Here is a 23,706-nt window from a genome sequence, read left to right on the forward strand (position 1 = left end):
GTTTGTCGGGACGTTGGATCCAAGCGGTTTTTGGGTGCAACAAAATGTGTCGGTTTCGACATTATCCAAAGAGACGCTGGAAAATATCCGGGCGGAATCGAGGAGAGCGATGGCTAAGCGATATTGAATTTCTCAAAGCGCAGGCCACCCTCCGCAGTTGCCTGTCTGCGAAGGTATTAATCAAAAAGCGTAGGAGGGGAGGAAGGCTTTGTATAAGAAATCCCGTTGTACCGTTTCAGCTGTTCTTTCTATCCCTCAGCAGTTAATGCGCTAGCTATCGATCGCCGAAGTGATCGGACGATATCCTGCGCAGACTGATCGCTAACACTGCCGGTGCACTGATCGAACATATGTGGCGCCCCAGGGTAGACATGCAGTTCGACGGCAACCCTGGCGCGGGACAGGCGCAGGGCAAATGCAACGTCCTCTTCCAGAAACAGATCCAGCGCGCCGACGGCCAAAAACGTCGGTGGCAAGTCACGCAGATCGTCTTGCAGGGCCGGCGAAAACCAGCCAATTGGCAGATCATCCAGCGCTTGGTCAGCGCGCAGGCACTCCCAACAAAACTGGTTGGCCTGCGCCGGCCAGCCAATCACGCCGGTCGTGCTGTTCTGCTGAGGCGAGGCCGCGCTGCCCGAACGGTGATCGAGCATCGGATAAACCAGCACCTGACTGGCGATGGAATACTCGCCGCGATCCCGCGCCGCAATGGCCAGCGCTGCTGCCAGCCCGGCGCCGGCACTGTGGCCCATGACGATTACTTTGTCGGCGTCAATATTGAGCGTTTGCCGGTGGGCGAAAACCCAGCCGAGGGCCGTGTAGCAATCCTCCAGAGGAACAGGGAAGGGGTGCTCTGGCGCGAGACGGTAATCGACGGCGACGATGATCGCTTGAAGTTTTTCGGCGAGGTCAGCCAGATAGTCATCGGCCATTTCGGGGCAACCGAGGACGAAACCTCCACCGTGGATGTACAGGATCACCGCAAAATTACCGTCCGCTGCTGCGGCGGCGGGCCGGTAAAGACACAGGCGCAAATTCTCACCGTCGTGGGCCTTGATCCATAGGTTTTCTCCGAGCGCTTGTTCTCGGGATTTGAATGTCGCGTGAACACGTTCCCTGATCGCGGGCAGCGTTTCCAACGTCCAGGCTTCTGCGCCGGGAGTTAAAAAGCTTTTGAAGTCGGGATCCAGCAGTTCATGTGCTTTCACGTTCTGCCTCCTGGTTGCGAATGAACGAGCGCCTCGGATGGAGGCGCCGCTCACGGTGGAGTTACAGCCAGGCTTTGATCTGCGCGCAAACGGCCGGCGTCGAAATGCCGTAGCGATCATGCAGCGTAGGCAGGGCGCCGGCGTCAAGGAACGCGTCGGGCAACGCGATCTGCCTGAAGGTGGGCGTCACGCCATTGCGCAACAACAACCCGGCAACCGCCTCACCCAAGCCGCCGATGATCGAGCTGTTCTCGGCGGTGACCACCAGACGCCCGGATTTACGCGCTTCGGCGAGAATGGTTTGTTCATCCAGCGGCTTGATGGTCGGCACGTGCAGCACGGCCACATCAATGCCGTCGGCCTGCAATTGCTTGGCCGCTTCCAGTGAGCGCATAGTCATCAGCCCGGTGGAGATGATCAGCACGTCGTTGCCCGTGCGCAGAGTCTTGGCCTTGCCGATCTCGAATTTATAACCGTACTCGTCCAGCACCAATGGCACATTGCCGCGCAGCAAACGCATATAGACCGGGCCTTGATGAGCGGCGATGGCCGGCACGGCCTGTTCGATTTCCAGCGCATCGCACGGGTCGACAATCATCAGATTGGGCATAGCGCGGAAAATAGCCAGATCATCGGTGGCCTGATGGCTCGGCCCGTAACCCGTGGTGAGGCCGGGCAGGCCGCAGACGATTTTGACGTTGAGGTTTTCCTCGGCGATGGCCATGCAGATGAAGTCGTAAGCGCGGCGCGAGGCGAACACCGCGTAGGTGGTGGCAAACGGCACGAAACCCTCACGCGCCATGCCCGCCGCAGCGCTCATCAGCAACTGTTCGGCCATGCCCATCTGATAGAAACGCTCCGGATGCGCCTTGGCGAAAATGTGCAGGTCGGTGTACTTGGACAGGTCCGCAGAGAGACCGACGATGTCCGCGCGCTGGTCTGCCAGCGCTGCGAGCGCATGGCCGAACGGTGCCGAGCGGGTCGCCTGGCCCTCGGAGGCAATCGAGGCAATCATCGCCGAGGTGGTCAGGCGCTTTTTCACCGGCGCGCCAGTAGCAGTCGAAGGCGCAGTGTTGGCGGCGTTGCTCATTGGTCTTTTCCTTCTTCAAGGTTGCTCAGTGCCAGGTCCCATTCGTGCTCTTCGACGCGAATGAAGTGGGTCTTCTCCCGGTTCTCCAGAAACGGCACGCCTTTGCCCATTTTCGTGTCGCAGATGATCACGCGCGGTTGCCCGCCGGGGTGATTGCGCGCGGCATCGAATGCAGCGATCAGGGCGTCGAGGTCATTGCCGTCGACGCGCTGGGTGAACCAGCCGAAGGCTTGCCAGCGATCGACAATGGGTTCGAACGAAAGAATCTCGCTGGAGTAACCGTCGGCCTGCTGGTTGTTGACGTCGACGATGGCGATCAGGTTGTCGAGCTGCCAGTGCGAAGCCGACATCACCGCTTCCCAGGTCGAGCCTTCATTGAGTTCGCCATCGGACAGCAGGTTGTAGACGAACGAGGCAGAGCCTTTGCGCTTGAGGCCCAGGCAGGCACCGACCGCGATACCCAGGCCCTGACCTAGCGAGCCGCCGGTGATTTCCATCCCCGGGGTGTAGGCGGCCATGCCCGACATCGGCAGGCGGCTGTCATCCGAGCCGTAGGTTTCCAGCTCGTCGAGCGGAATGATCTCGGCTTCGATCAGCGCTGCGTACAGCGCGATGGCGTAGTGGCCGATGGAGAGATAGAAGCGATCGCGTTGCTCCCATTCGGGATCTGTCGGGCGATGGTTCATCGCATGAAAGTAAGACACCGCCAGCAGGTCAGCCGCGCCGAGCGCCTGGCCCACATAGCCCTGGCCCTGAACCTGGCCCATGCGCAGTGCATGGCGGCGAATGTTGTGCGCGCGCTGGGTCAGGCTCAGCGATGCAGCGTGTGCAAGATTAGTCGTCATGATGAAACTCCGTTGACTCAACGATTGACCAAAGCGGCAGGAATACGCAGGACCAGGCTCGCGCCGAGGAACAGCACGCCGGTAATCAGGTACATGCCGATGGCGCTGGAACCGGTCAGGGTGGTGATCCAGCCGATCAGATAAGGCGAGCAGAACCCGGCGAGGTTGGCGAAGCTGTTGACCGCGGCGATGCCGGCGGCCGCAGACACCCCGCCAAGCAGCGTGGTGGGCAGCATCCAGAACAACGAGGTGGCGGAGAGAATGCCGGAGGCGGCCAGGCACAGGCTGAGGATCGACAAGGTCGGGTTGCCGCCCATCAGCGCTGCCAGGCTCAAACCGATCGCGCCGGCGATCATCGGCACGATCAGGTGCCAGCGGCGCTCGCGATGTTTGTCGCCACTACGGCCGACCAGGAGCATGGCGGCGATGGCGCACAGATAGGGCAGGCTGGTCAGGAAACCGATGTGCAGCGGGTCGGAAACACCTGCATTGCGCACCAGTGTCGGCAGCCAGAAGGTGATCGCATATTGGCCCATGACCACACAGAAGTAGATCGCCGCCAGCAGCCACAAGCGCCGGTCGCGAATGAACTCGCCGACCGAGGCATGGGTGACCTTTTGCTGGTCGTCTTCGGCCAGCTCGCGAGTGATCAGCGCTTTTTCCTCGTCATTGAGCCAGGTCGCCTGATGCACGCCGTCCTTCAGATAACTCAGCACCAGCAGGCCGACGATGACCGTGGGCACCGCTTCCAAAACGAACATCCACTGCCAGCCGGCCCAGCCGTGCACACCGGCAAAGTGGTTCATGATCCAGCCCGAAAGCGGGCCACCGACCATGCCTGACAGCGGAATGGCGATAAACCACAACACGGTCATGCGCGCCCGCCGATAGGACGGAAACCAGTAGGTGAGGTAGAGCAGCAGGCCCGGCGCCAGACCGGCTTCGGCAATCCCCAGGAGAAAGCGCAGGGCATAGAACTGCCAGGCGGTTTCAACGAAGGCGAACAGCGCCGAGACGATGCCCCAGGTGATCATGATCCGCGCAATCCACACTCGCGCGCCGACCTTGTGCAGGATGATGTTGCTGGGCACTTCGCAGAGGAAATAGCCGATGAAAAACACCCCCGCGCCCAGTCCGTAGACCGTTTCGCTGAGGGCCAGATCGTTCATCATTTGCAGCTTTGCGAAACCGACGTTGACCCGGTCCAAATAGGCGCACAGGTAGCACAGCATCAGGAACGGCATCAGCCGCCAGGCCGTTTTGCGATAGGCAGAAGAACGCACGGTCGAAACCGCTTCGAGCGACAGGGTAGTCATGATGGTCTGATCTCTTGTTTTTATTGACCGCCAGGCCATCAGGCCCGGCTGCGTCATCGATCCAGAACCGCACGGGCCACGCAGGCCCGCCCAGAGTTACTCAGTGAATCAGCATGCCGCCGTTCACATCGAGGGTGATGCCGGTCAGATAAGCGGACAGGTCGCTGGCCAGAAACAGCGCGGCGTTGGCGACGTCCTGCGCTTGACCCAGGCGCCCGAGCGGAATGCCTTCGATGATGGCGTGGCGGCGTTCATCCTGCATCAGGCCGCCGGTGATGTCGGTGTGAATCAGCCCCGGTGCGATGGAGTTGACGCGGATGTTGTCCGGCCCCAATTCCCGCGCCATGGCCTTGCCCAGCCCCAGCACACCGGCCTTGGCCGCGCTGTAATGCGGACCGCCGAAGATGCCGCCGCCGCGCTGGGCCGACACCGACGACATGCAGACGATACTGCCGGAAGACTGTTGGCGCATCAGCGGAATCACCGCCTGGGACATGAGCAAAGTGCCGCGCAGGCTGACGTCCAGCACTTTGTCGTAGTCCGAAGGACGAATATCCAGAGTCTTCAGTGGCTGGGTGATACCGGCGTTGTTGACGAGGATATCGATGCGCCCGAAGTGCTCGATGATGGCGGCGACGGCTTGCTGAACCTGCGCTTCGTCGGCCACGTTGGCCGCCAGGCCCAGATGACCTTCGCCCAGTGCTGCGGCGGCGTCACGTGCTGCGGATGCATCCAGATCGAGGATGACCACGCGAGCGCCGTGTTGCGCAAATGTACTGGCGGTAGCGCGGCCAATGCCACGGGCAGATGCGGCACCGGTAATGATTGCGACTTTGCCTTGAAGAAGCATGGAGGATTCCCTCGAATTGTTTTTATTGGGTCGGTGTGTAAGTAACCGATGACTCAGCTTGTCCTCCGGGGCGAGCGTGAGCAATAACGCGGAAGTCACTCAATGCTGAAAAAAATTCAGCACTCGTCAGGCCGTTTCGCAAATGCTTGAATGAAACCGGTCCGTACATCACAAGAAATCACCACGGAGTCCCCATGCGCTCAGACACTGAGGCATCGATCATCCTGCCACCGCTGAAAGCAATTCAGGCCTTCGAACAAACCGCGCGCTTCGGCAACGTCGCCAGAGCGGCGGAAGTGCTGGACCTGACACCCTCGGCAGTCAGCCATCAACTGGCGAAACTGGAAGGGATGATCGGCCGGCAATTATTCGTCCGTGCTGCCCGTGGCGTCTCGCTGACGCCGGTCGGCGAGCAATACCTCAAGGAAGTCTCCGGGATTCTGCACAGTCTCGCCGTTGCCACCGAGCGTGCGGCCAGCGATGTCAGCCTCGATTGCCTGCGCTTGCACTCATCGCCAAGCTTCGGCCTGCTCTGGCTGATGCCGCGCCTGGAAGCGTTTCGTGCGAGTCATCCGGACATACAGATCAATCTGTCGTGCTCCTATGAATCGCTGCACTTCAGTCGCGACAAGATCGACGTCGATATCCGCCATGGTCTGCCGAACTGGCCAAGCTATGAGGTGCGCACGGTCAGGAACGAGACGTTCGCGGTGCTGACTTCACCGAAACTGCTCGCGCAACGCCCGGTGCGCGGCGCGGCGGATCTGCTGGAGTGCGATCTGATTCTGTCGGAAGCCACCCTGCTCAAATGGCCGCAATGGTTTGCCCAACATGGCTTGGCGCGTCCGGAACGGCCTTACGCATTGAGCTTCGATCGTTCATACATGTCGCTGGAAGCCGCGAGTCACGGCCTGGGTTTCGCACTGGAAAGCACACTGCTGGCGCAGAAGTATCTGGCCGCGGGCACGCTGGTTGAAGTCGCGCCTGAATCACTGAGTGCTGCGGTGGCGGCGCACCATCTGGTATTCCCCAAAGCGCATTCCAGCTTCCCACGGGTCAGGCGTTTTCTGGCGTGGATGGAGAGCGAATTGGGGCATGAGTTCGCTTATTGAGTCGGGATCAATTCTTTCAAACTCTCTGAACCGCTCAAGGTCAATCCATTATCGGTCTTGATCATTCACGCAAGAACGCACTTTACCGCGCGCCGCCCGCGAAAAACCGAAGGTTGAGCCGCCTGTTCTGCTCTGTGTTCATCGTTTCTTCACGAGGGTCTGATTTATGGTCATTGCACGTCTGGGATGGGGATCACTGATCTGTAAGCCGGGGCAGCGATGAGCACCCGCAGCCAGGCGCAGATTGCCGCGATCTTTGATCAGCTATTGGCACTGCGAGAAAGCGTGGACATTCTTCAGCACGTGGAGGGCGATAGCGTCGAGTCGCTGCGTGGCCATCAGACCGTGGACGCTCCCGAGTCGCTGGATCTGGTGTTTCAAAAGCTGCATGAAGACATCGCCAGCATGGAGGAAACCTTGGCGACGATTGCCGAGGCTACCGGGGATGTGTCGAAGTTGTGAGGCGCGCGCGGGGTGGCATGCAGAGATGATTTGCCTGGGCTGGCGTCTTCGCGAGCAGGCTCGCTCCCACCTTGGATTTGTGAATCGATTGATTTTCGGGATCTGCCGCAAAACCCTGTGGGGGTGAGCCTGCTCACGAAAGCGCTGGGTCAGGCACTTATTCTATTGGATGTGCCGACGCTATCGCGAGCTGGCCCGCTCCTACAAAGGGGCTGGGTCTCTCACCACGCGCAACGCATCCACCACCAGTGAAAACGCCGGCGACGGTTGGCGGCGGCTTGGGTAGTACAGGTGGAAGCCGCCGAACGGTTCGCACCAGTCTTCCAGCACTCTGACCAAACGCCCTTCAGCCAGATGCGCACCGAACTCGTCTTCAGGCAGGTAGGCAATCCCTAACCCGTTCACAGCGGCGTCGGCGATGTGCACGGTGGAATTGAACACCAGTTGGCCGTCGACCCGTACTTTCAGCTTTTTGCCCTGACGCTCGAATTCCCAGGCATCGACGCCGTCGTAGGTCGGAAAGCGGATGTCGATGCAACGGTGCGCCGCCAGATCGCGCGGATGGTGCGGGGCGGGGTTCTGGGCGAAGTAGCCGGGCGACGCGACCACGGCCATGCGCAGCGGCGGGCCGATCGGTACGGCGATCATGTCTTGGGCGACGGTATCGCTGAAACGCACGCCGGCATCGAAGCGGTCGGCAACGATGTCGCGGAAACCGTAGTTGATATCGAACTCCAGTTTGATGTCCGGGTACTGCAGCAGCAGCGGTGTCAGCTTCGGCAGCAGAGTGGTCTTGATGATGTTGTCGCCGCAGGTGATGCGCACCGTGCCAGCGGGCTTGTCGCGCAACTCGGTCAGCGCGTCCAGCTCGGCTTCGATTTCATCGAAACGATGACCCACGGTGTGCAGCAAGCGTTCGCCGGCCGCGGTCAGTGACACGCTGCGCGTAGTGCGGGTCAGCAGGCGAATTTTCAGGCGCGCTTCCAGCGCCGAGACTACCTGGCTCACCGCCGATTGCGTCACGCCCAGTTGCACCGCCGCGCGGGTGAAACTGCCGCTGCGGGCAACGGTGACGAAGGCGAGCAGGTCGTTGAAATTGGGTTTGGCCATGGGTGCGCGCTCGGGTTTATTGATTAGCAGTGTTTATAACCGCATTAAGCACTCATTAGCTAATCAAAGCCTCGAGCCTGCGCAACAATACCTTCATCCCGGCCACGCCTGGCTTCTCGATCAAGGACGCCCCCATGAAACGACTGTTCATACTGCTCGGGTTTCTCCTGAGTTCATTCACTGCATTCGGAGCTGACATGTCCCACGGTGCCGACAATTTCTTCAAAAGTGACAAGGTGACCGTGCAGAAGGTCAGCTTCAAAAACCAATATCAACTCACCGTGGTCGGCAACCTGTTTGTCCCCAAAGGACTCGACCCGGCAGCGCGCAGCGCGGCGATTATCGTTGGCCATCCGATGGGCGCGGTAAAGGAGCAGAGCTCCAATCTGTATGCGCAGAAACTGGCGGAGCAGGGCTTTGTCACCCTGTCGCTGGATCTGTCGTTCTGGGGCGAAAGCGAGGGCGCGCCGCGCAATGCCGTGCTGCCGGACATGTATGCCGAAGACTTCAGCGCGGCCGTCGATTACCTCGGCACACGGCCATTCATCGACCGCGAGCGCATCGGCGTGTTGGGCATCTGCGGTAGCGGCAGCTTCGTGATCAGCGCGGCGAAAATCGACCCACGCATGAAAGCCATCGCCACGGTCAGCATGTACGACATGGGCGCGGCCAACCGTGATGGCCTCAAGCACTCGCAAAGCCTTGCGCAGCGCAAGCAGATCATTGCGCAAGCGGCCGAGCAGCGTTACGCCGAGTTTACTGGCGGCAAGGTCGAATACACCGGCGGCACGGTGCTGGAACTGAAGGCCGACACCCATCCGATCCAGCGTGAATTCTTCGATTTCTACCGCACCCCGCGCGGCGAATTCACCCCGGCCAGCTCGACGCCGCAACAGACCACGCGTCCGACGCTGAGCAGCAACACCAAGTTCATGAACTTCTATCCGTTCGTCGATATCGAGAGCATCTCGCCGCGCCCGATGTTGTTTATTGCCGGTGCCGACGCGCACTCCCGTGAGTTCAGCGAAGAGGCGTTCCGGTTGGCGGGGCAGCCGAAAGAACTGGTGATTGTGCCGAACGCAGGCCATGTCGATCTGTACGACCGGGTCGAGCTGATTCCTTTTGCCAAGCTGACGCAGTTCTTCAAGAGCAACCTGAAGTAACTTTCAACGCGACGGAGCAAAGCGATGCGGACTTTTGCCAACGGCTGGAAGGGATTCGTACTGATGGCATGGCTGCCCGTTGCTCTGTCTGCACCGACCGCTATGGAGGCCAGCAGGATGTGGATGACCGTCGGAGAACAGCGTTTTGCCATTGCACTGGATGACAACCCGAGTACGCGGCAATTGCTCACGCGATTGCCGCTAAGCCTGGAAATGACCGACCTGCACGGCAATGAAAAATACGCCACCGTGCAGCCGCCATTGCCCACCCAGTCCTACCGGCCGGGCACGATCCACAACGGCGATTTCCTTTTGTATGGCGACGATACGTTGGTGGTCTTCTACAAAACCTTCGATTCGTCCTACCGCTATTCGCGTCTTGGCCGCATCGAACGCCCGCAGGACTTGGCCGAAGTCTTGGGGCGCGGCGATGTGCGGGTGACGTTCACGCTGGATGAGTGAGGAGATTCATTGATGAAGCTGAAAACCCTGCATCAGCCGCGCCTTCTGCGCATCGCGGCCCTCGGCTGCGCGGTCCTTGCCAGTGCAGCCTGCGTGAATCCCCTCTGCGCCAATCCTTCCCGATCACCGGAGAAACCGATCATGCAAGAACAGCCTCTGACGCCTAAACAACTGGCGATCGCCCCGATTGCCGCCAACGCTGCAATCGGCGACATGCCGCGTCTGCACGACGCACTCAATCGTGGTCTCGATGCCGGGCTGAGCATCAGCGAGACCAAGGAAATTCTGGTGCAGCTGTACGCCTACGCCGGGTTCCCTCGCAGCCTCAACGCCTTGTCATTGCTGATGAAGGTTTTGCAGGAACGCGCTGCTCGGGGCATCGAAGACGTGCCGGGACGCGAGCCGGGTCCGGTTCCGTCGGGATATGCGCTCACCGAACTCGGCACCGACAATCAGACTCGTCTGGTCGGTGCGCCAGTGTCCGGCCCCCTGTTCGAATTCGCCCCGGCGATCGATCAGTTTTTGAAGGTGCACTTGTTCGGTGACATCTTCGCCCGTGACAACCTGGCATGGACGGATCGGGAACTGGCGACGGTTGGTGCGCTGGCGGCAATGGCTGGGGTGGAATCACAGCTGGAGTCGCATTTGAAGATCAGTCTGAATGTGGGATTGACGGTTGAGCAGTTGCGGCGAGTGGCGCAGGAGTTGGAGGCGCGTGGGGATTTGCAGGCTGCTGAGCGGGTGGGCGCGGGGCTGGGGAAATTGGGGGGCTGAAGTCCATAAGGTCAGTCATCTGGATTTTGCCTTTCAACAGCTCAGCGATTTTTGCGGGTTTGATGGTCCATCTGACATCCTTCGACAGATGTCCAAGTCGTAACGCCAGCTTACGTTTACTTCGCAGTCTGGAGTGCAGCTCTTTGCGAAATGCCGCCTCCCTGGACCTGGAAAAATCCACAGCTTTTTTGCTTATTGGGTTGTGCTGTTTGGTGTCCAGTGGGGGGCAGTCATAAAAGAAGATACGGTAAAGCTCTTTCCTGGCTCGTTGTCGTAGCTCTCGAATGGCGCCCGTTGGACGGGTCAAGGTTTTATTGAGGAGGTGGGCGGTTGCCCATCGATGGACCAGATCGGCCGCGCGTTCAGCGTTGAAGGCGTTTTGAGGTTCGATTCGTCGAAAGCGTTTGATGAAAAAGGCGCCATCGACCAACACCGCAGTGGGCATGTTTTTTACCTAAAAAAACGCCCAAGGGTTTGGCATGTTCTGGATGATTAGAACGGCGTACTGCCTTGGGCGGGATGGGAGCAGATTAGGTAGGAGTGACGGATACGTCAACAACACCTTTTTCGTCTGACCTGTTTGCACAAAGTCGAATGTGCCCAGCGCTTTCAACTCTCAGGTGGCGACGGGGAAACGATAAATTGCGGAGGGTAAGCCGGCAAGACAGCGACTTCCGTAAGATTTGTAGGCAAAAGCGCTGTGTCTCGTAGGCTCGGTTATCCGTGAGCGGGCGAGCGCGGTGTTGGGCAGAATCTGGGGGGGGGGGGCACATAATGAGAGCGGCTCTGTTACGGCGATTCTCGTCTTCAGCGCTGGCGCCGACTCGCTCCCGGTGAGCTTCCCGTTATCCGCTTGAACGCACGACTGAATGCCGCTTGGGAGGTGTAGCCCAAGCGCTGCGCCACTTCTTCGATTGGCAGTCTCTCCAGGGTCAGCCACTGACTGGCCAGGCGCATGCGCAGTTCGGTGGCGTAGCGCAGCGGCGGGGTGCCGAGGGTGGTCTGGAAGCGTTCGGCGAAGGCCGAACGTGAGGTGTTGCACAGCGTTGCCAGTTCGGCGACGCTCCAGTCGCGCCCCGGTTGTTGGTGCAGGGCCAGCAAGGCCTGCGCCAGGCGAGGGTCGCGCAGGGCGGCGACGAGACCGGAGGCATTGCCGCAAGCGCATTCGACCCAGCCGCGAACAATCATTGCCGCCACTACGTCGGCAAGGCGCGCGAGAATGCCGGCAAAGCCAATGCGCGCTGCGCTGACTTCGCGTTCCATGGTCGCGAGAATCGGCATGAGTCCCGGATAACGCTGGCCGCCGGCGTCGATCAGCATAAGACCCGGCATCAGCCGACCGAGGCCTTGCAGGCTGCCGAGTTCGAACTCCATACAGCCACTGAAGAGCAGGGCGTTATCGGGCGAATCGGCGCTGTGCCCGACCTGCATCGCGCAGACCGTATCGCCGAGTGGCGCGGCGACGGCGCTGTCAATGTCCTGCACTTCAGCTCCAGCGTGTGACAGCAACTGGTGCGCGGCACCATGAGCAATGAATACCGCATTGCCTGCTGACAACTCGTACAGGCTGCCGTCCTCCAGTCGCAATAACGTCGATCCAGCGGCGACGAAGTGGAAATACGCATGGCCCGATTTGTCGCTGAAACCCAGACCATACGGCGGACCGGCGTGGATCCGACGATATTGCACGCCACGCAGACGCATGCTGCGCAGCAACTCGGTGATGAGGTCTGAGGACACAGAGAAGGAATCAATGCTGCTCATATTCGGGGTTTCGATCAAAAGTTCAAGACTGCGCATCATAGATCATCCGGTTTGCCGCCAATAGACTGCCCTCTCGAAATGTCCGAGGGAGTCTTGAAATGAATGAACGTGTAGGTGATGGGCGAACTGACGGGGAGCCGCTGGTGCCTGCGTGGATGGCGGTGTTTTCACTGGCGATGGGTGTGTTTGGTCTGCTCACGGCGGAATATCTGCCGGCCAGCCTGCTGACGCCGATGGCGCTCGATCTTGGCGTCAGCGAAGCGCTGGCCGGGCAAGCGGTGACGGTGACCGCAGTGGTGGCGCTGTTCGCCGGATTGCTCGTACCTGGATTGACGCGCAGTCTTGATCGGCGCCTGGTCTTGCTCGGTTTCTCGGCACTGATGATCGCATCGAATCTGCTGGTCGCGTTGTCGTCCAGCCTCGCAGTGTTGCTGATCATGCGCATCCTTTTGGGCATAGCTCTGGGCGGATTCTGGAGCATGGCGGCGGCCGTGGCGATGCGCTTGGTGCCGGCGGCGCTGCTGCCGCGTGCGCTGTCGATCATCTTCAGCGGGATCGCCGTGGGGACCGTGGTCGCGGTGCCATTGGGCAGTTATCTCGGCGGTCAGTTTGGCTGGCGCAGTGCGTTTTTCGCAGCTGCGGCGGTTGGCGTGGTGACGCTGGTCTTCCAAATATTCACGCTACCCAGTCTGGCGCCGCATCGTCCGTCACGCCTGCGCACGGTGCTTGAGGTGTTGCTGCGACCGGGCATTACCATTGGCATGTTTGGCTGTGTATTGGTGCACACCGGTCACTTTGCGTTGTTCACCTACATCAGGCCATTTCTGGAAAGCACCACCGGCGTCGGCCCGCAGACGCTGGCACTGATGCTCCTTGGTTTCGGCGTGGCGAACTTTGCCGGCACGCTGTTCGCCGGCTGGCTGTTGCAGCGCAATCCACGCGCAACACTGGTGCTGATGCCGGTGTTGGTGGGTGTTGCCGCTCTGGCGTTGGTCGGGTTACCTGCCTCGCTCACCGGGCAGGCGTTGCTCTTGGCGCTGTGGGGGATGGCCTTCGGTGGCGTGCCGGTCGCATGGTCGAACTGGGTGGCGCGCTCGATACCCGATCAGGCCGAAAGCGCAGGCGGCATGGTCGTCGCATCGGTGCAGTCGGCGATTGCCGCAGGCGCCGCCGCCGGCGGTTCGGTGTTCAGTTTCAGCGGTATCCATGGTGTGTTTGTAGCGGCTGGAATTCTGATGTTGCTGGCCGCGCTGCTGATTGCACTGAAGGTCAATGTCGATGTGCCGGAGCCGGGTTCGGCGCCGGTGGCACCGGTGCATTTGTGATTTGATCAATCCGCCTTACGCGTGGCGGCAATGTCCCAGATTTGCATGACCTGAGTGATAGCAGCATCAATGTTATCCAGCGCGGTGTTGTCTCTGGCGAGGATGGATATGCCCTGCAGGAAACTGTCGAATACCGTCGCCATCGCCGCCGCACTTGTGCCGCTGGCCAGCTCGTCGGCATTCACAGCGCGTTCGACGCAGGCTTGAATGCCGGCACGGGTGCGCTGCCTTGAGTGGGTCAGGGCTTGCGCCACATGGGCGGTTTCCGGGCTCGGTGCGCTCATGACGCCGAGGGTAACCATGCAGCCCTTGGGGTGTGTGTCGTCGCACTGCATGCGTGCCGACTGGCGCAAAGCGGTCTCGATCGCCTGGCGTGGTGGCAGGCTGTCGTCCCACAGGCACTCGGTGACTTGCGCATAGGTGGTTAAATAACGCTGCACGCATTCATCGAACAACGCTTCCTTGGAACCGAACGCGGCGTAGAAGCTAGGTGCAGAGATACCGCCACCCAGGCCTGCCTTCAATTGGGCCAGCGATGTCGCGTCGTAGCCGTGTTGCCAGAACAGTTGCAAAGCCTGATCGACGGCGTCGTCGCGATCAAACTGACGGGGGCGACCGGTTCTCGCCATGACCTGACTCCTCATTGATTTAATATAAAGACTAGTCGATACAGAAATTGTTGACAACGCTGCGCATGCACCCTCAGGATCTAGATCGATCGGTATTTAAATCTGAGTCGGTTTTTTCGAGGAGCTTCCAGTGACACCTTCAATCACGTTAACGGCTACGCCAAAAGGTCTGCCCATCGGCGCTTTGCTGGCGCTGGCCATGACTGGCTTCATCTGCATCGTCACCGAAACCCTGCCGGCGGGCCTGTTGCCGTTGATCAGTGAAGGCCTGGCGATTTCGCCGTCCATGGCCGGGCAAATGGTTACCGCGTACGCATTGGGTTCCGTACTGGCGGTGATCCCGATGACCATCGCCACCCGGGGCTGGCGGCGCCGCAACGTGCTGCTGCTGACGATTGTCGGTTTCCTGCTGTTCAATTCGATTACCGCGCTGTCGTCGCATTACGGCGTGACGCTGGTCGCGCGGTTCTTCGCCGGGGTTGCGGCGGGTCTGGCATGGAGTCTGCTGGCCGGCTATGCGCGACGCATGGTTGAGCCCGAACAGCAGGGCAAGGCGTTGGCGCTGGCGATGGTCGGCACACCGATTGCGCTGTCGCTGGGCGTGCCTCTGGGTACGTGGCTCGGTGGGCTGGTCGGTTGGCGCACTACATTCGGTCTGATGTCGGCGCTGACCTTGGTACTGATCGTCTGGGTACTGGTGAAAGTGCCCGACTACCCGCCGCAGCCGGCCCATCAACGCCTATCGCTGAGCAAAGTCCTGACTACCCCGGGCGTGCGTCCTGTGCTAGAAGTGGTGATCAGTTGGATGCTGGCGCACAACATTCTCTACACCTATATCGCTCCGTTCGTGGCGCCGGCGGGCATGGCCGAGCGGGTGGATGTGGTGTTGTTGAGCTTCGGCATCGCCGCTCTGGTCGGGATATGGCTGACGGCGAAGCTGGTCGAGCCGCTGCTGCGTTCGACGGTTCTGCTGAGTTTGGCGACCTTTGCCGCCGTCTGCGTGGCGCTGGGATTTGGCGGAGGCAGCCCAGAGGTGATTTATCTCGGCGTGGCGGCATGGGGTTTAACCTTTGGCGGCGCGGCGACGCTGTTGCAAACGGCGCTGGCTGATGCGGCGGGCGACGGAGCGGATGTCGCCTTGTCGTTGAACGTAGTGGCGTGGAACAGCGCGATCGCTGGCAGCGGTGTCGTCGGCGGCGTGCTGCTCGATCAGTGGGGCGTTACCTCATTTCCGTGGGCCATGCTGGCACTGGTCGCTATCGCCTTCGCCATTGCCTGGGGTGCCCGGGCCCACGGTTTCAAGTCGGGCCCGCGCTCTGTAGAAGCTTCGGTGGTGGCGGGGCATTGAACCCCGCCAGCAGTTTCTTCAACCGCGCTTCGGCAGTTTCCAGTTAGGCCGGATGAAATGGCAGGTGTAGCCGTTCGGAATCCGCTCCAGGTAATCCTGATGCTCGGGTTCCGCTTCCCAGAACGGGCCGGCCGGTTCTATTTCCGTAACCACTCGGCCCGGCCACAACTTCGATGCGTCTACATCGGCGGCGGTGTCTTCAGCGACGGCACGCTGCTCGTCGTTGAGGTAGTAGATCGCCGAGCGGTAGCTCGGGCCAAGATCGTTGCCCTGACGGTTAGGCGTGCTCGGGTCGTGGATCTGGAAGAAGAACTCAAGGATCTGCCGGTAGCTGATCACGGCCGGATCAAACTCGATCTCGATGGCTTCGGCGTGGTTGCCGTGGTTGCGATAGGTCGCATTCGGCACATCGCCGCCGGTATAGCCGACGCGGGTTTTCAGCACACCCGGATAGCGGCGCAACAGATCCTGCATGCCCCAGAAGCAGCCGCCGGCGAGAATGGCAGTTTCGGTTTGAGTGGTCATGGTGTGTGCTTCCTCTCGAGACGATGGGGGGATACCCACTGTTATGAGGGCGGGTTGAGAGAATCCAAGGTCACGCTCATCAGAATCGACCACTGGCCTGCTGATCAAGCGACATGCAGGCGACTGCGATTTTCATCAGATCGTATTCAACCAAAGCCAAAGAACGAACGCAGCTTGCTTGGCGACTTGCGCTCGTAGAACGGTTTGGTCTCCCTGAGGAAGTAATCACTCAGCCCGGCTTGTCCCGTCAGCACGCGGCAAAAATCAACCGGCCCGCCATCAGGGGCTGTGTCCGCAGCGACATTGCCGGCTTCGCGCATGACCTGTTCGATATCGCCATCCGCTTCGATGCCGACGATCAAGTGCGGTTTTTCATCAACCGAGGGGTCGTGCATCAGCGCCAGGAACGCGCGTTTCACATTGGCGTGTTTGGCCAGCAGTTGCGAGAGCGAATGGACCATCGTCGATGGGTAGTCCGAAGGCTGTCCAAGCAAGACGTTGGTTTCTTTTTCAACGGTACGCTGCGTGGCGGGCCGGCCGATTTCGCCTGAGAGCAGGCGTTGCACTTCCTCCGGAAAGAATTCCTTGCCGTACGGCGACTTCGGATTGAGAAAGAGCAGCGCGCCCAGCGTGATTTCGAACAATGATCGGGCAGGGATTTCTACATAGCTCTGCTCGCTGTCGATGGATTGTTGCAGCGTTGGCAGTGAGGAGAAGAACGGAATGACTGGCGTGCCATCGGGCTTCTGCCAATGAGCGATGCTGATATTGCTGCCGGCTTCGAGATTGACATGGCCTTGCGCCGCACCGGCGGTGCCGAGGATGTAGACGGTCGAGTCCAGCAGGGTGTGATAGAACTCAGGGCGATGCGCGGGTTCGTCCGCGGCCAGCCGGAGTGATGTTTCCAATGGGTTTTCTTGGGAAGTATCCATGAGGTCAGTCCGTTATTTTCAGTGGAGAGCGATGATTACCTGACCGACTCGAAGATGCCTGCATTCACCAGCATTTCATCCAGCCTCTCGGGCCATATCTGATCGTCGGTGCCTCGTAGCGATTCAGCGGACCACCAACGATGATCGGCCATGACCTCGGTTTCTTCCTGAGTCCAGCCAGCTCTGGATAGCCGCTCGCTTGGCGTATGCACGACGAAATATTGTTCGACCGCGAGTACAGTTTCGCCGCTGGGTAATAGCATGGAAAAATCACGGTGAGCTACAGGTCCGTCAACCGTGAGGACCTCAATACCGGTTTCCTCACGCAACTCACGTATTGCAGCGTCATGGAATGTCTCACCGGCCTCAAGGCCGCCGCCTGGGGTTGCCCAGTAATTTCTGCCGGCCAAGGCGCCGTTCTCATGGATGAATCTGAAAAGCAGAACTTCTTGCGAGGGACTTATGACCAGTAATCGTGCTGCTTTGCGTTCGCGCATCTACATCTTCCTTGAAGGGCTTGCCACTGCTTGTTGCGTTTCGGATTCGTATTGCAAGAGGACGTCGGGCTGGCAAGAGCTCCTTATTGAACAGCCATTAAAGACCACCCAACCCGCTGAACCATGGAAAAACAACGCCAGATTCATGGCCTTTATATGCTGACCTCGCCCGCAATTGTCTGCGACAAAGAAGCCAGCTGATGATCGCCGGTATCGCCAATAGCGTCAGAAACCACTGGAAAGCATTGCTGGACTGAAGCGCGAGGGCCAGAAGCACATTGATCAGCAATGCCCCAAGAATCGCGACGTTGTACTTGATGTGCCGACGTTTGATCGCAACAAATTCTTCCCAGTCGTAAATCAACCAATCGTGGGAAAACTCTCCGCACTCAGGGCATTTATGCGTGGGCGGAAGGTTATCGGTGGTGAACCCACAATCAGGGCAGCAGACTGTCATTGAGCGAACCTTCCGCAAGCTGTCTCATATCGCTAGCCAGCGTAGTGCAGATTGGCTGGAGTTGTCCGTCTACAGCCAACAGGGCTCACAACAAACTCCACGAAACCCCAACATAAACCCCCATACCTTCACCCGGGGTCGACCGCGCGGCGTCCACTCCCTTGTCGTCATACCCCGACGTGACCGTTGCCGCATAACGCTTGCCGGTCAGGTTGCGCATGTCCACCCAACCTTGCCAGTCGCCCTTCGGCGCGTTGTAGCCCAGGGTGGCGCCGAACAGGGCGTAAGGGTCGGCGTAATAGCTGTTGGCGTAGTCAACGGCAACTTTGGAGACTAGTTGCGTGTTCACGGCGGCGAAGAAGCCCTGCGGCCAGTCGTAACGCAGTTCGCCCTGGTAATAATGCATCGGCAGGCCCGGCAGGCGGTTGTCGCCGAAGCGTTCGTCGTCGCGGTAGTGGAAGTCGCTGAAGGTGTAGGCCTGGCGCAAGCTCAGCTGGCGGCCGTCGGCGGCGGTCCAGAGTTTGCTGTTGAGGCTGGCCTCGATGCCCTGGTGCACGGTCGGGCTGGCGTTGAGTTCGTAGGGCGTGACGGCGTTGGCGTCCGGCAGCACCGAGAGCAGTTCGTGACGAACTTGGGCGAAGTACCAGGCCAGGCTCCATTCGCCCAAATGGCTGTCGCCACGGCCGCCGAGTTCCAGAGTGGTTGCAGTCTGGTTTTGCAGCTCGACCGGGTCGCGCTGGGTGCCGGTGGCGGCGCCGTTGCCGGCAGGGAAGCGCACGTTGGAGCTGTAGATCAGCGACCACGGGTGCGGTGCTTCGACGGAGCGGCTGAGGTTGCCGAACACTTGCACGTCGGGGGTGATCTGGTAGCGCAGGCCGATGCGCGGTGCATAGTCCCAGTCGCTGAGACTTGTTTTGCCGCCGACCTGCGGATAGGTCACGGCGCTTTCGCGGCGGGTGTAGATGGCGGCGAGGCCGGTGGTCAGCCAGAGGTCGTCGGCAATTTCCAGGTCGTTACCGAAATGCAGCACGGTGTCCGAACCCTGATAAGTGAAATTGCGCATCCGCGTGCCCGCGGCATAGCTGGCGGTGTTGCCACTCGGGATGCGCACGAACTCGCTGGCGCCATTGTTGGGCAGGTGCTTGGTCACGCGCAGGCCGACATTGCTGCGGCTTTCCATCCCGAACAAAGTGTCGCGGCGCTTGTAGTCGAATGTGCCGCTAACGTCGGTATAAGCCACCTTCAGCCGGTTCGGGCCTTCGCGCAAATCCATCGGGTAGTCGTGGTAGACGAGGCCGGTCTGGATGCTCGAATCGTCGTCGAGGTAGAACGTGGTCTTGTTGCCGATGAAGGTACTGCCGGGCTGCTTGCGGCTGTCATCGCGGGTCACATACGCCGGGTTGGCTGCCCGTGGGCTGTGTTCGATGGAATGCTTGGTCACGCGACCGGCGAGGTCGTTGTCGGTTTCGCGATAGCGAAAGTAGAAGCGGGTTTCCAGATTCGGGTTGAAGCGATAGCCGAAGTTGGCGATCAGGCCTTTGCTCTCGCTGGCGGTGTGGTCCTGATAGCCGTCGGCGTTGGCATCGGTCAGCGACACGTAATAATCGAAATCGCCCAGCACTTGCCCGGAGCTGACCTGGCGCTGCTGATAGCCATGGCTGCCAGTGGCGTAGCGCACTTGCAGCTTTGGCGCGGTGTAACCGGTGTGGCTGACGTAATCGATAGCGCCGCCCAGCGCCAGCGCGCCGCGATCGAAGCCATTGGCGCCGCGCAGCACTTCGACATGCTCGACCCACAGTGGCTCGAGCAATTCATACGGTGTGCCGCCGGGGCCGGTGAGGGGCAAGCCATCCAGCATCGTGTACAGCCCCGAGGCGTGGGCGCCGGGCGCGCGGTTGATGCCTGAACCACGGATGGAAATTTTCACGCCTTCGTTGCCCGCCGACTGCGCATACACCCCCGGCTGATAGGCGAGCACATCCTGATTGCTGGCAACGCGGCCCTGCAACGGCTGGCGCATGTCGACCACGTTGGTGCCGCCGGGAACCTCCTCAAGGCGTTGCCGCGCTTCTTCGACCGCTGCATCGCTGCCACTGCGCTGATCTGCCGAAATCAGCACTTGCCCCAGCTCCAGACCTTGGGTCTCGGCCATCGCCGGGCAGGCCAGGGCCAGACCGAGCAGGGCAGTGGGCAATGATTTGGACGACGGCATCGAAAAAACTCCAGCAAACAGGGGATCGGGCAATGAACAGTGCGACGTCGGAACAATCTCAGGAAACACATGGCGACAGGGCTTTTTTGCCCGGCAATGGCAAACAACCGGGCGTGAACTAACCTCACGGATCAGGCCCTTCGGGTCAATAAACAAATTCAGCGGGCTGTTGAAGCGCGAGGACAGGTTCATGGCGAAAGACAAGAAGAAACCTGCAAAGGCAATCGAACGTCCACGCTTGAAAAACAAGGACTATCTGGAACACCTGCGCAAGCTGCACATTGAACTGGTCAAGCTGCAGGAGTGGGTCATCGCCAAAGGTGTCAAGGTGTGTATTGTTTTCGAAGGGCGCGACGGTGCAGGCAAGGGCGGTGTGATCAAGGCGATCACCGAACGCGTCAGCCCACGGGTGTTCCGGGTGATGGCACTGCCGGCGCCAACCGATCGCGAAAAGAGCCAGATGCATGTGCAGCGCTACCTGCCGCATCTGCCGGCGGGCGGCGAGGTGGTGATTTTCGACCGCAGTTGGTACAACCGCGCCGGTGTCGAACGGGTCATGGGTTTTTGTACGGAGGAGCAGGCCGACAAGTTTCTCAAGTCGATTCCTTGGGTGGAGAACGCCATCGTTGATTCGGGGGTGATCCTGCTCAAGTACTGGCTTGAGGTCAGTCCGGAGGAACAGACCCGCCGGCTCGAAGCGCGAATCAATGACGGGCGCAAGACCTGGAAATTGACACCCATGGATCTGAAATCCTACAGCCGCTGGTATGACTACTCACGGGCGCGGGACGAGATGTTCAAGCATACGGACACCGATTGGGCGCCGTGGAGGGTTGCCGACTCCAATGACAAGCGTCGTGCACGGCTGAACATCATCACTGATCTGCTCAGTCGCATCCCCTATGAAGAGGTGAAGCGCGACAAGGTCGAGTTGCCGAAACGGCAGAAGCCGGGCAAGTATCGGGAGCCGGACTATCCGTATAAGCGGGTGGCGGAGCGGTTTTGACATTTGCGGGGTTTTTGGGGGCTTGGCGGCCTTTGGGCCGACCAGGCTCTTGGGGTTTTGGGTGTATATCCGTTTTTTCGGGTGTTGCGGCTGGCGGTTTCGCCCTTACGGCGAGTCACCTTTTCCAAACGCCGAAAAGGTAACCGAAAAGGCTTGCTCCTACGTTCGGCCCCTCGCGGGCTCGGGGTTCCTTCGCTGCGGGATCGATCCGGGCGCAGCGGCTCCGGTTTGCTTCGCTGCACCTCCTTCCGCTGTGTTCGACTTCGTCGAACGGTCGCTGCGCTCCCACGCCCGGATCACTCCCTCCACTCAGCCTTCCGACGTCGCCGGTGGATCAAAAGCCAGATCAAAAGCACTCGAGCTTGCGCTCATTGTTGAGTGGGGCGGCTTCGCCGCGGGCAGCTGCGCTGCTTTGCTTTTGCTTTTGCTTTTGTGGGAGTGAGCCTGCTCGCGATGACGGAGGCACATTCAAATGTTTTGAAAGATATATCGCTATCGCGAGCAGGCTCACTCCTACAAAAGAATTCCGCTTAAACCCTCCATCCGTCGTTTGCCCTGAACCTCTGTCGCGCTGTTTTTTCTACCGGGTAAGTCCCTCAGGAGATACCCGTATGTTCGATCAGAAAAAAAAGGCATCACTGGCGGCCTGGCGCAGGATGGCGGAGCAGGCCGAGGCCGATCTGGATCCGGAACAGCAATATGACGAGTTGCTCAAGGCTGCGGATCAGATGGAGGAGCAAGGCCTGATCACCAGTGCCGAATGGCGCCAGTTGGTGCGTGACGCCGGCAATGTTTTTACCCTGAACGAGGAACAGCCACAGCGCTGACAGCTGCCATCGGAGGACATCCCATGCTCAGTTATCTGTTTATCGGCGCCAACGATGTCGAGCGTTCGGCGGCTTTTTACAAGGCGATCCTGACGCCGCTTGGCTACCGGCATGATCGCGAAGAACACTACTGTTTCTACTTGCCCGATTGCGCCGACAAGTCCAACGGGCCCGGGAGTGTGCACATCTCGCAACCGTTCAATGGTGAGTCGGCGACACCCGGCAACGGCATGATGCCGGCGTTTCGCGCCGACTCGCGGCATAAGGTCGATCAGGTGCACAAGGCCGGGCTCGACCACGGCGGCAGCGACGAAGGCGCGCCTGGCACTCGCGAGGCCTATACGCCGGACTTTTACGTGGCCTATCTGCGCGATCCTGAAGGCAACAAGCTGGCTGTGTTCTACAGCGGCTGATGGATGGAGCCTGTTGATTCGGCCCTGATGGCCGCCCGCGCCCAGTTCGCGATCACGATCAGCTTCCACATCGTGCTGGCGGCGTTCAGCATCGGTCTGGCGAATTTCCTCATGGTGCTGGAAGCGTTGTGGTTTAGGACCGGGCGTCAGGTTTATCTGGATGTCTATCGCTACTGGCTCAAAGTGTTTGCGCTGAATGTCGCAGTGGGCACGGCGTCGGGATTGATTCTGGAGTATCAGTTCGGTCTCAACTGGTCGCGGCTGTCGGTGCAGGCCGGTGATGTCATCGGCCCGCTGATGTTCTATGAAGTGATGGCGGCGTTTTTCATTGAAGCCGGATTTCTCGGCATCATGCTGTTCGGCCTGAAGAAAGTCGGTCCGCGTCTGCACTTTTTTGCCACGTGTGCGGTGGCGGTGGGCTCGCTGATCAGCGCGTTCTGGATTCTTTCCGCCAACTCATGGATGCAAACCCCCGCCGGCTATTCGATTGGCGCGGACGGGCGTTTCCTCGCCGAGGACTGGTGGGCAATCATCTTCAATCCTTCGTTTCCCTATCGCTTGGCGCACATGCTGCTCGCCGTGTTCATCGGCAGCGCGACGCTGATTGCCGGGATCAGTGCCTGGCAATTGCGCAAGGCCCCGAAAAACCCGCGCGCTCGCCTGCAATTTTCCGTGGCACTGTGGGTGATAGCGCTGCTGATGCCGGTGCAGATTGTCGTCGGGGACCTGCATGGCCGGCACAGTTTGCACGCCCAGCCGCAGAAAGTGGCGGCGATCGAAGGCTCATGGACGCGCCCGGCCCAAGGGGCTGGGGAGCCACTGCGCCTGTTCGCATGGCCGGATATGCAAGAGCGCCGCAACCACTGGGAGGTGGCGATTCCGCGCATTGGTTCCCTCTACCTGCAGCATGACCTGACCAGCACCATCGCCGCGCTTGATGAATTTCCGGCTGAGGACATCCCGCCCGTGGCGCCGGTGTTTTTCGCATTTCGGCTGATGGTCGGACTGGGGCTGTTGATGCTTGGGCAGGGTGTGGTCAGCCTGATCCTGCGCCGACGTAATCGCCTGTACACGGCGCGGCGCTGGCTGGGCGCGTGCGTGCTGCTGGCACCGGCCGGATTTCTGGCGATGCTCAGCGGCTGGGTCGTCACCGAAGTGGGGCGACAGCCGTTTACGGTTTACGGATTGATGCGCACGGCGGACAGTCTGTCGTCGGTGTCCAGGGCTCAAGTCGTCGGGTCGACGTGGCTGATTCTGCTGTTTTATCTGCTGATCTTCGGCATCGGTCTGTGGGTGTTGCTGCGTCTGTTGCGCGAGCCGCCGCAGCAGGACCAACCCGGGCCGCAGCCCACCCTTGCCGACGAAACCGGGCACTGAGG

General features: G+C 60.2%; 24 protein-coding genes. 11 read left to right on the forward strand and 13 right to left on the reverse strand.

Features of this window, described 5'->3' with window-relative positions; genetic code table 11:
- Positions 1-248: 248 nt before the first annotated feature.
- The 5 genes from KVG87_RS08610 to KVG87_RS08630 all read right to left on the reverse strand — a co-directional run bounded on the left by KVG87_RS08610 (position 249) and on the right by KVG87_RS08630 (position 5,309).
- Positions 249-1,208 carry an alpha/beta hydrolase gene (locus KVG87_RS08610; protein WP_217850465.1) on the reverse strand — a complete coding sequence of 320 codons (960 nt, stop codon included), beginning with the start codon at positions 1,206-1,208 and terminating at the stop codon, positions 249-251.
- Between the two features lie 61 nt (positions 1,209-1,269).
- Positions 1,270-2,298, reverse strand: a complete 1,029-nt coding sequence (locus tag KVG87_RS08615) for a transketolase family protein (RefSeq protein ID WP_071171997.1) — start codon at positions 2,296-2,298, stop codon at positions 1,270-1,272.
- Positions 2,295-3,143 carry a transketolase gene (locus KVG87_RS08620; protein WP_217850222.1) on the reverse strand — a complete coding sequence of 283 codons (849 nt, stop codon included), beginning with the start codon at positions 3,141-3,143 and terminating at the stop codon, positions 2,295-2,297. The genes KVG87_RS08615 and KVG87_RS08620 overlap by 4 nt, the downstream gene beginning before the upstream one ends.
- 17 nt (positions 3,144-3,160) lie before the next feature.
- Positions 3,161-4,459: an MFS transporter gene (locus KVG87_RS08625; protein WP_095179689.1), complete on the reverse strand. Its 1,299-nt coding sequence runs from the start codon at positions 4,457-4,459 to the stop codon at positions 3,161-3,163.
- Between the two features lie 100 nt (positions 4,460-4,559).
- Entirely contained in the window at positions 4,560-5,309 is a 750-nt protein-coding gene (locus KVG87_RS08630) for an SDR family NAD(P)-dependent oxidoreductase (protein ID WP_024012667.1), read from the reverse strand.
- Between the two features lie 194 nt (positions 5,310-5,503).
- Between KVG87_RS08630 and KVG87_RS08635 the strand changes: the two genes are divergently transcribed.
- Both KVG87_RS08635 and KVG87_RS08640 read left to right on the forward strand, forming a co-directional pair.
- Positions 5,504-6,421 (forward strand): LysR substrate-binding domain-containing protein, encoded by a 918-nt coding sequence (locus tag KVG87_RS08635; RefSeq protein ID WP_024012668.1) that lies wholly within the window; start codon positions 5,504-5,506, stop codon positions 6,419-6,421.
- A gap of 219 nt (positions 6,422-6,640) precedes the next feature.
- A complete protein-coding gene (locus KVG87_RS08640; protein WP_217850224.1) occupies positions 6,641-6,883 on the forward strand; it encodes a hypothetical protein in 243 nt (80 codons plus the stop codon).
- Between the two features lie 201 nt (positions 6,884-7,084).
- Here KVG87_RS08640 and KVG87_RS08645 read toward each other — a convergent pair whose 3' ends face one another.
- The gene (locus KVG87_RS08645) at positions 7,085-7,993 is read right to left on the reverse strand and encodes a LysR family transcriptional regulator (protein ID WP_217850226.1); all 909 of its coding nucleotides are present in this window, start codon (positions 7,991-7,993) and stop codon (positions 7,085-7,087) included.
- A 134-nt stretch (positions 7,994-8,127) separates the two neighbouring features.
- Here KVG87_RS08645 and KVG87_RS08650 point away from each other — a divergent pair, with 134 nt between their 5' ends.
- The 3 genes from KVG87_RS08650 to KVG87_RS08660 are packed head-to-tail and all read left to right on the forward strand — an operon-like array spanning position 8,128 to position 10,392.
- Positions 8,128-9,156: an alpha/beta hydrolase gene (locus tag KVG87_RS08650; RefSeq protein WP_123442679.1), complete on the forward strand. Its 1,029-nt coding sequence runs from the start codon at positions 8,128-8,130 to the stop codon at positions 9,154-9,156.
- Between the two features lie 24 nt (positions 9,157-9,180).
- Positions 9,181-9,618: a cyclophilin-like fold protein gene (locus KVG87_RS08655; RefSeq protein ID WP_225930811.1), complete on the forward strand. Its 438-nt coding sequence runs from the start codon at positions 9,181-9,183 to the stop codon at positions 9,616-9,618.
- 18 nt (positions 9,619-9,636) lie between these two features.
- Positions 9,637-10,392: a carboxymuconolactone decarboxylase family protein gene (locus tag KVG87_RS08660; protein ID WP_437180895.1), complete on the forward strand. Its 756-nt coding sequence runs from the start codon at positions 9,637-9,639 to the stop codon at positions 10,390-10,392.
- 807 nt (positions 10,393-11,199) lie between these two features.
- On the opposite strand, the gene KVG87_RS08665 is transcribed toward KVG87_RS08660, so the two are convergent.
- Positions 11,200-12,156: a cupin domain-containing protein gene (locus KVG87_RS08665; RefSeq protein ID WP_437180892.1), complete on the reverse strand. Its 957-nt coding sequence runs from the start codon at positions 12,154-12,156 to the stop codon at positions 11,200-11,202.
- 98 nt (positions 12,157-12,254) lie between these two features.
- Here KVG87_RS08665 and KVG87_RS08670 point away from each other — a divergent pair, with 98 nt between their 5' ends.
- On the forward strand, positions 12,255-13,481 hold the full coding sequence (locus KVG87_RS08670) for an MFS transporter (protein ID WP_217850230.1): 1,227 nt from the start codon (positions 12,255-12,257) through the stop codon (positions 13,479-13,481).
- Between the two features lie 5 nt (positions 13,482-13,486).
- Here KVG87_RS08670 and KVG87_RS08675 read toward each other — a convergent pair whose 3' ends face one another.
- Positions 13,487-14,110 (reverse strand): TetR/AcrR family transcriptional regulator, encoded by a 624-nt coding sequence (locus KVG87_RS08675; RefSeq protein WP_217850231.1) that lies wholly within the window; start codon positions 14,108-14,110, stop codon positions 13,487-13,489.
- Between the two features lie 130 nt (positions 14,111-14,240).
- Between KVG87_RS08675 and KVG87_RS08680 the strand changes: the two genes are divergently transcribed.
- A complete protein-coding gene (locus tag KVG87_RS08680; RefSeq protein ID WP_217850232.1) occupies positions 14,241-15,458 on the forward strand; it encodes an MFS transporter in 1,218 nt (405 codons plus the stop codon).
- An 18-nt stretch (positions 15,459-15,476) separates the two neighbouring features.
- On the opposite strand, the gene msrA is transcribed toward KVG87_RS08680, so the two are convergent.
- The 5 genes from msrA to KVG87_RS08705 all read right to left on the reverse strand — a co-directional run bounded on the left by msrA (position 15,477) and on the right by KVG87_RS08705 (position 20,081).
- Positions 15,477-15,983 carry a peptide-methionine (S)-S-oxide reductase MsrA gene (msrA, locus tag KVG87_RS08685; protein ID WP_016774420.1) on the reverse strand — a complete coding sequence of 169 codons (507 nt, stop codon included), beginning with the start codon at positions 15,981-15,983 and terminating at the stop codon, positions 15,477-15,479.
- Positions 15,984-16,129: 146 nt separating this feature from the next.
- A complete protein-coding gene (sseB, locus tag KVG87_RS08690) occupies positions 16,130-16,915 on the reverse strand; it encodes an enhanced serine sensitivity protein SseB (RefSeq protein ID WP_076563246.1) in 786 nt (261 codons plus the stop codon).
- A 35-nt stretch (positions 16,916-16,950) separates the two neighbouring features.
- Positions 16,951-17,412: an NUDIX hydrolase gene (locus tag KVG87_RS08695; protein WP_217850233.1), complete on the reverse strand. Its 462-nt coding sequence runs from the start codon at positions 17,410-17,412 to the stop codon at positions 16,951-16,953.
- 97 nt (positions 17,413-17,509) lie between these two features.
- Positions 17,510-17,869 carry a hypothetical protein gene (locus tag KVG87_RS08700; protein ID WP_217850234.1) on the reverse strand — a complete coding sequence of 120 codons (360 nt, stop codon included), beginning with the start codon at positions 17,867-17,869 and terminating at the stop codon, positions 17,510-17,512.
- A gap of 85 nt (positions 17,870-17,954) precedes the next feature.
- Complete coding sequence (locus KVG87_RS08705; RefSeq protein WP_217850236.1) at positions 17,955-20,081, reverse strand: TonB-dependent receptor family protein; 2,127 nt, start codon at positions 20,079-20,081, stop codon at positions 17,955-17,957.
- A gap of 190 nt (positions 20,082-20,271) precedes the next feature.
- Here KVG87_RS08705 and ppk2 point away from each other — a divergent pair, with 190 nt between their 5' ends.
- The 4 genes from ppk2 (at position 20,272) to KVG87_RS08725 (ending at position 23,704) form a co-directional block, all read left to right on the forward strand.
- On the forward strand, positions 20,272-21,087 hold the full coding sequence (gene ppk2 / locus KVG87_RS08710; protein ID WP_217850468.1) for a polyphosphate kinase 2: 816 nt from the start codon (positions 20,272-20,274) through the stop codon (positions 21,085-21,087).
- A gap of 611 nt (positions 21,088-21,698) precedes the next feature.
- A complete protein-coding gene (locus KVG87_RS08715; RefSeq protein ID WP_217850238.1) occupies positions 21,699-21,914 on the forward strand; it encodes a hypothetical protein in 216 nt (71 codons plus the stop codon).
- A gap of 23 nt (positions 21,915-21,937) precedes the next feature.
- Positions 21,938-22,327, forward strand: a complete 390-nt coding sequence (locus tag KVG87_RS08720) for a VOC family protein (RefSeq protein ID WP_150742611.1) — start codon at positions 21,938-21,940, stop codon at positions 22,325-22,327.
- A gap of 3 nt (positions 22,328-22,330) precedes the next feature.
- Positions 22,331-23,704 carry a cytochrome ubiquinol oxidase subunit I gene (locus KVG87_RS08725; protein ID WP_217850240.1) on the forward strand — a complete coding sequence of 458 codons (1,374 nt, stop codon included), beginning with the start codon at positions 22,331-22,333 and terminating at the stop codon, positions 23,702-23,704.
- The last annotated feature ends 2 nt before the right edge of the window (positions 23,705-23,706 follow it).

The sequence above is a fragment of the Pseudomonas siliginis genome, from assembly GCF_019145195.1.
In the GTDB taxonomy this organism is placed as follows: Bacteria; Pseudomonadota; Gammaproteobacteria; order Pseudomonadales; family Pseudomonadaceae; genus Aquipseudomonas; species Aquipseudomonas siliginis.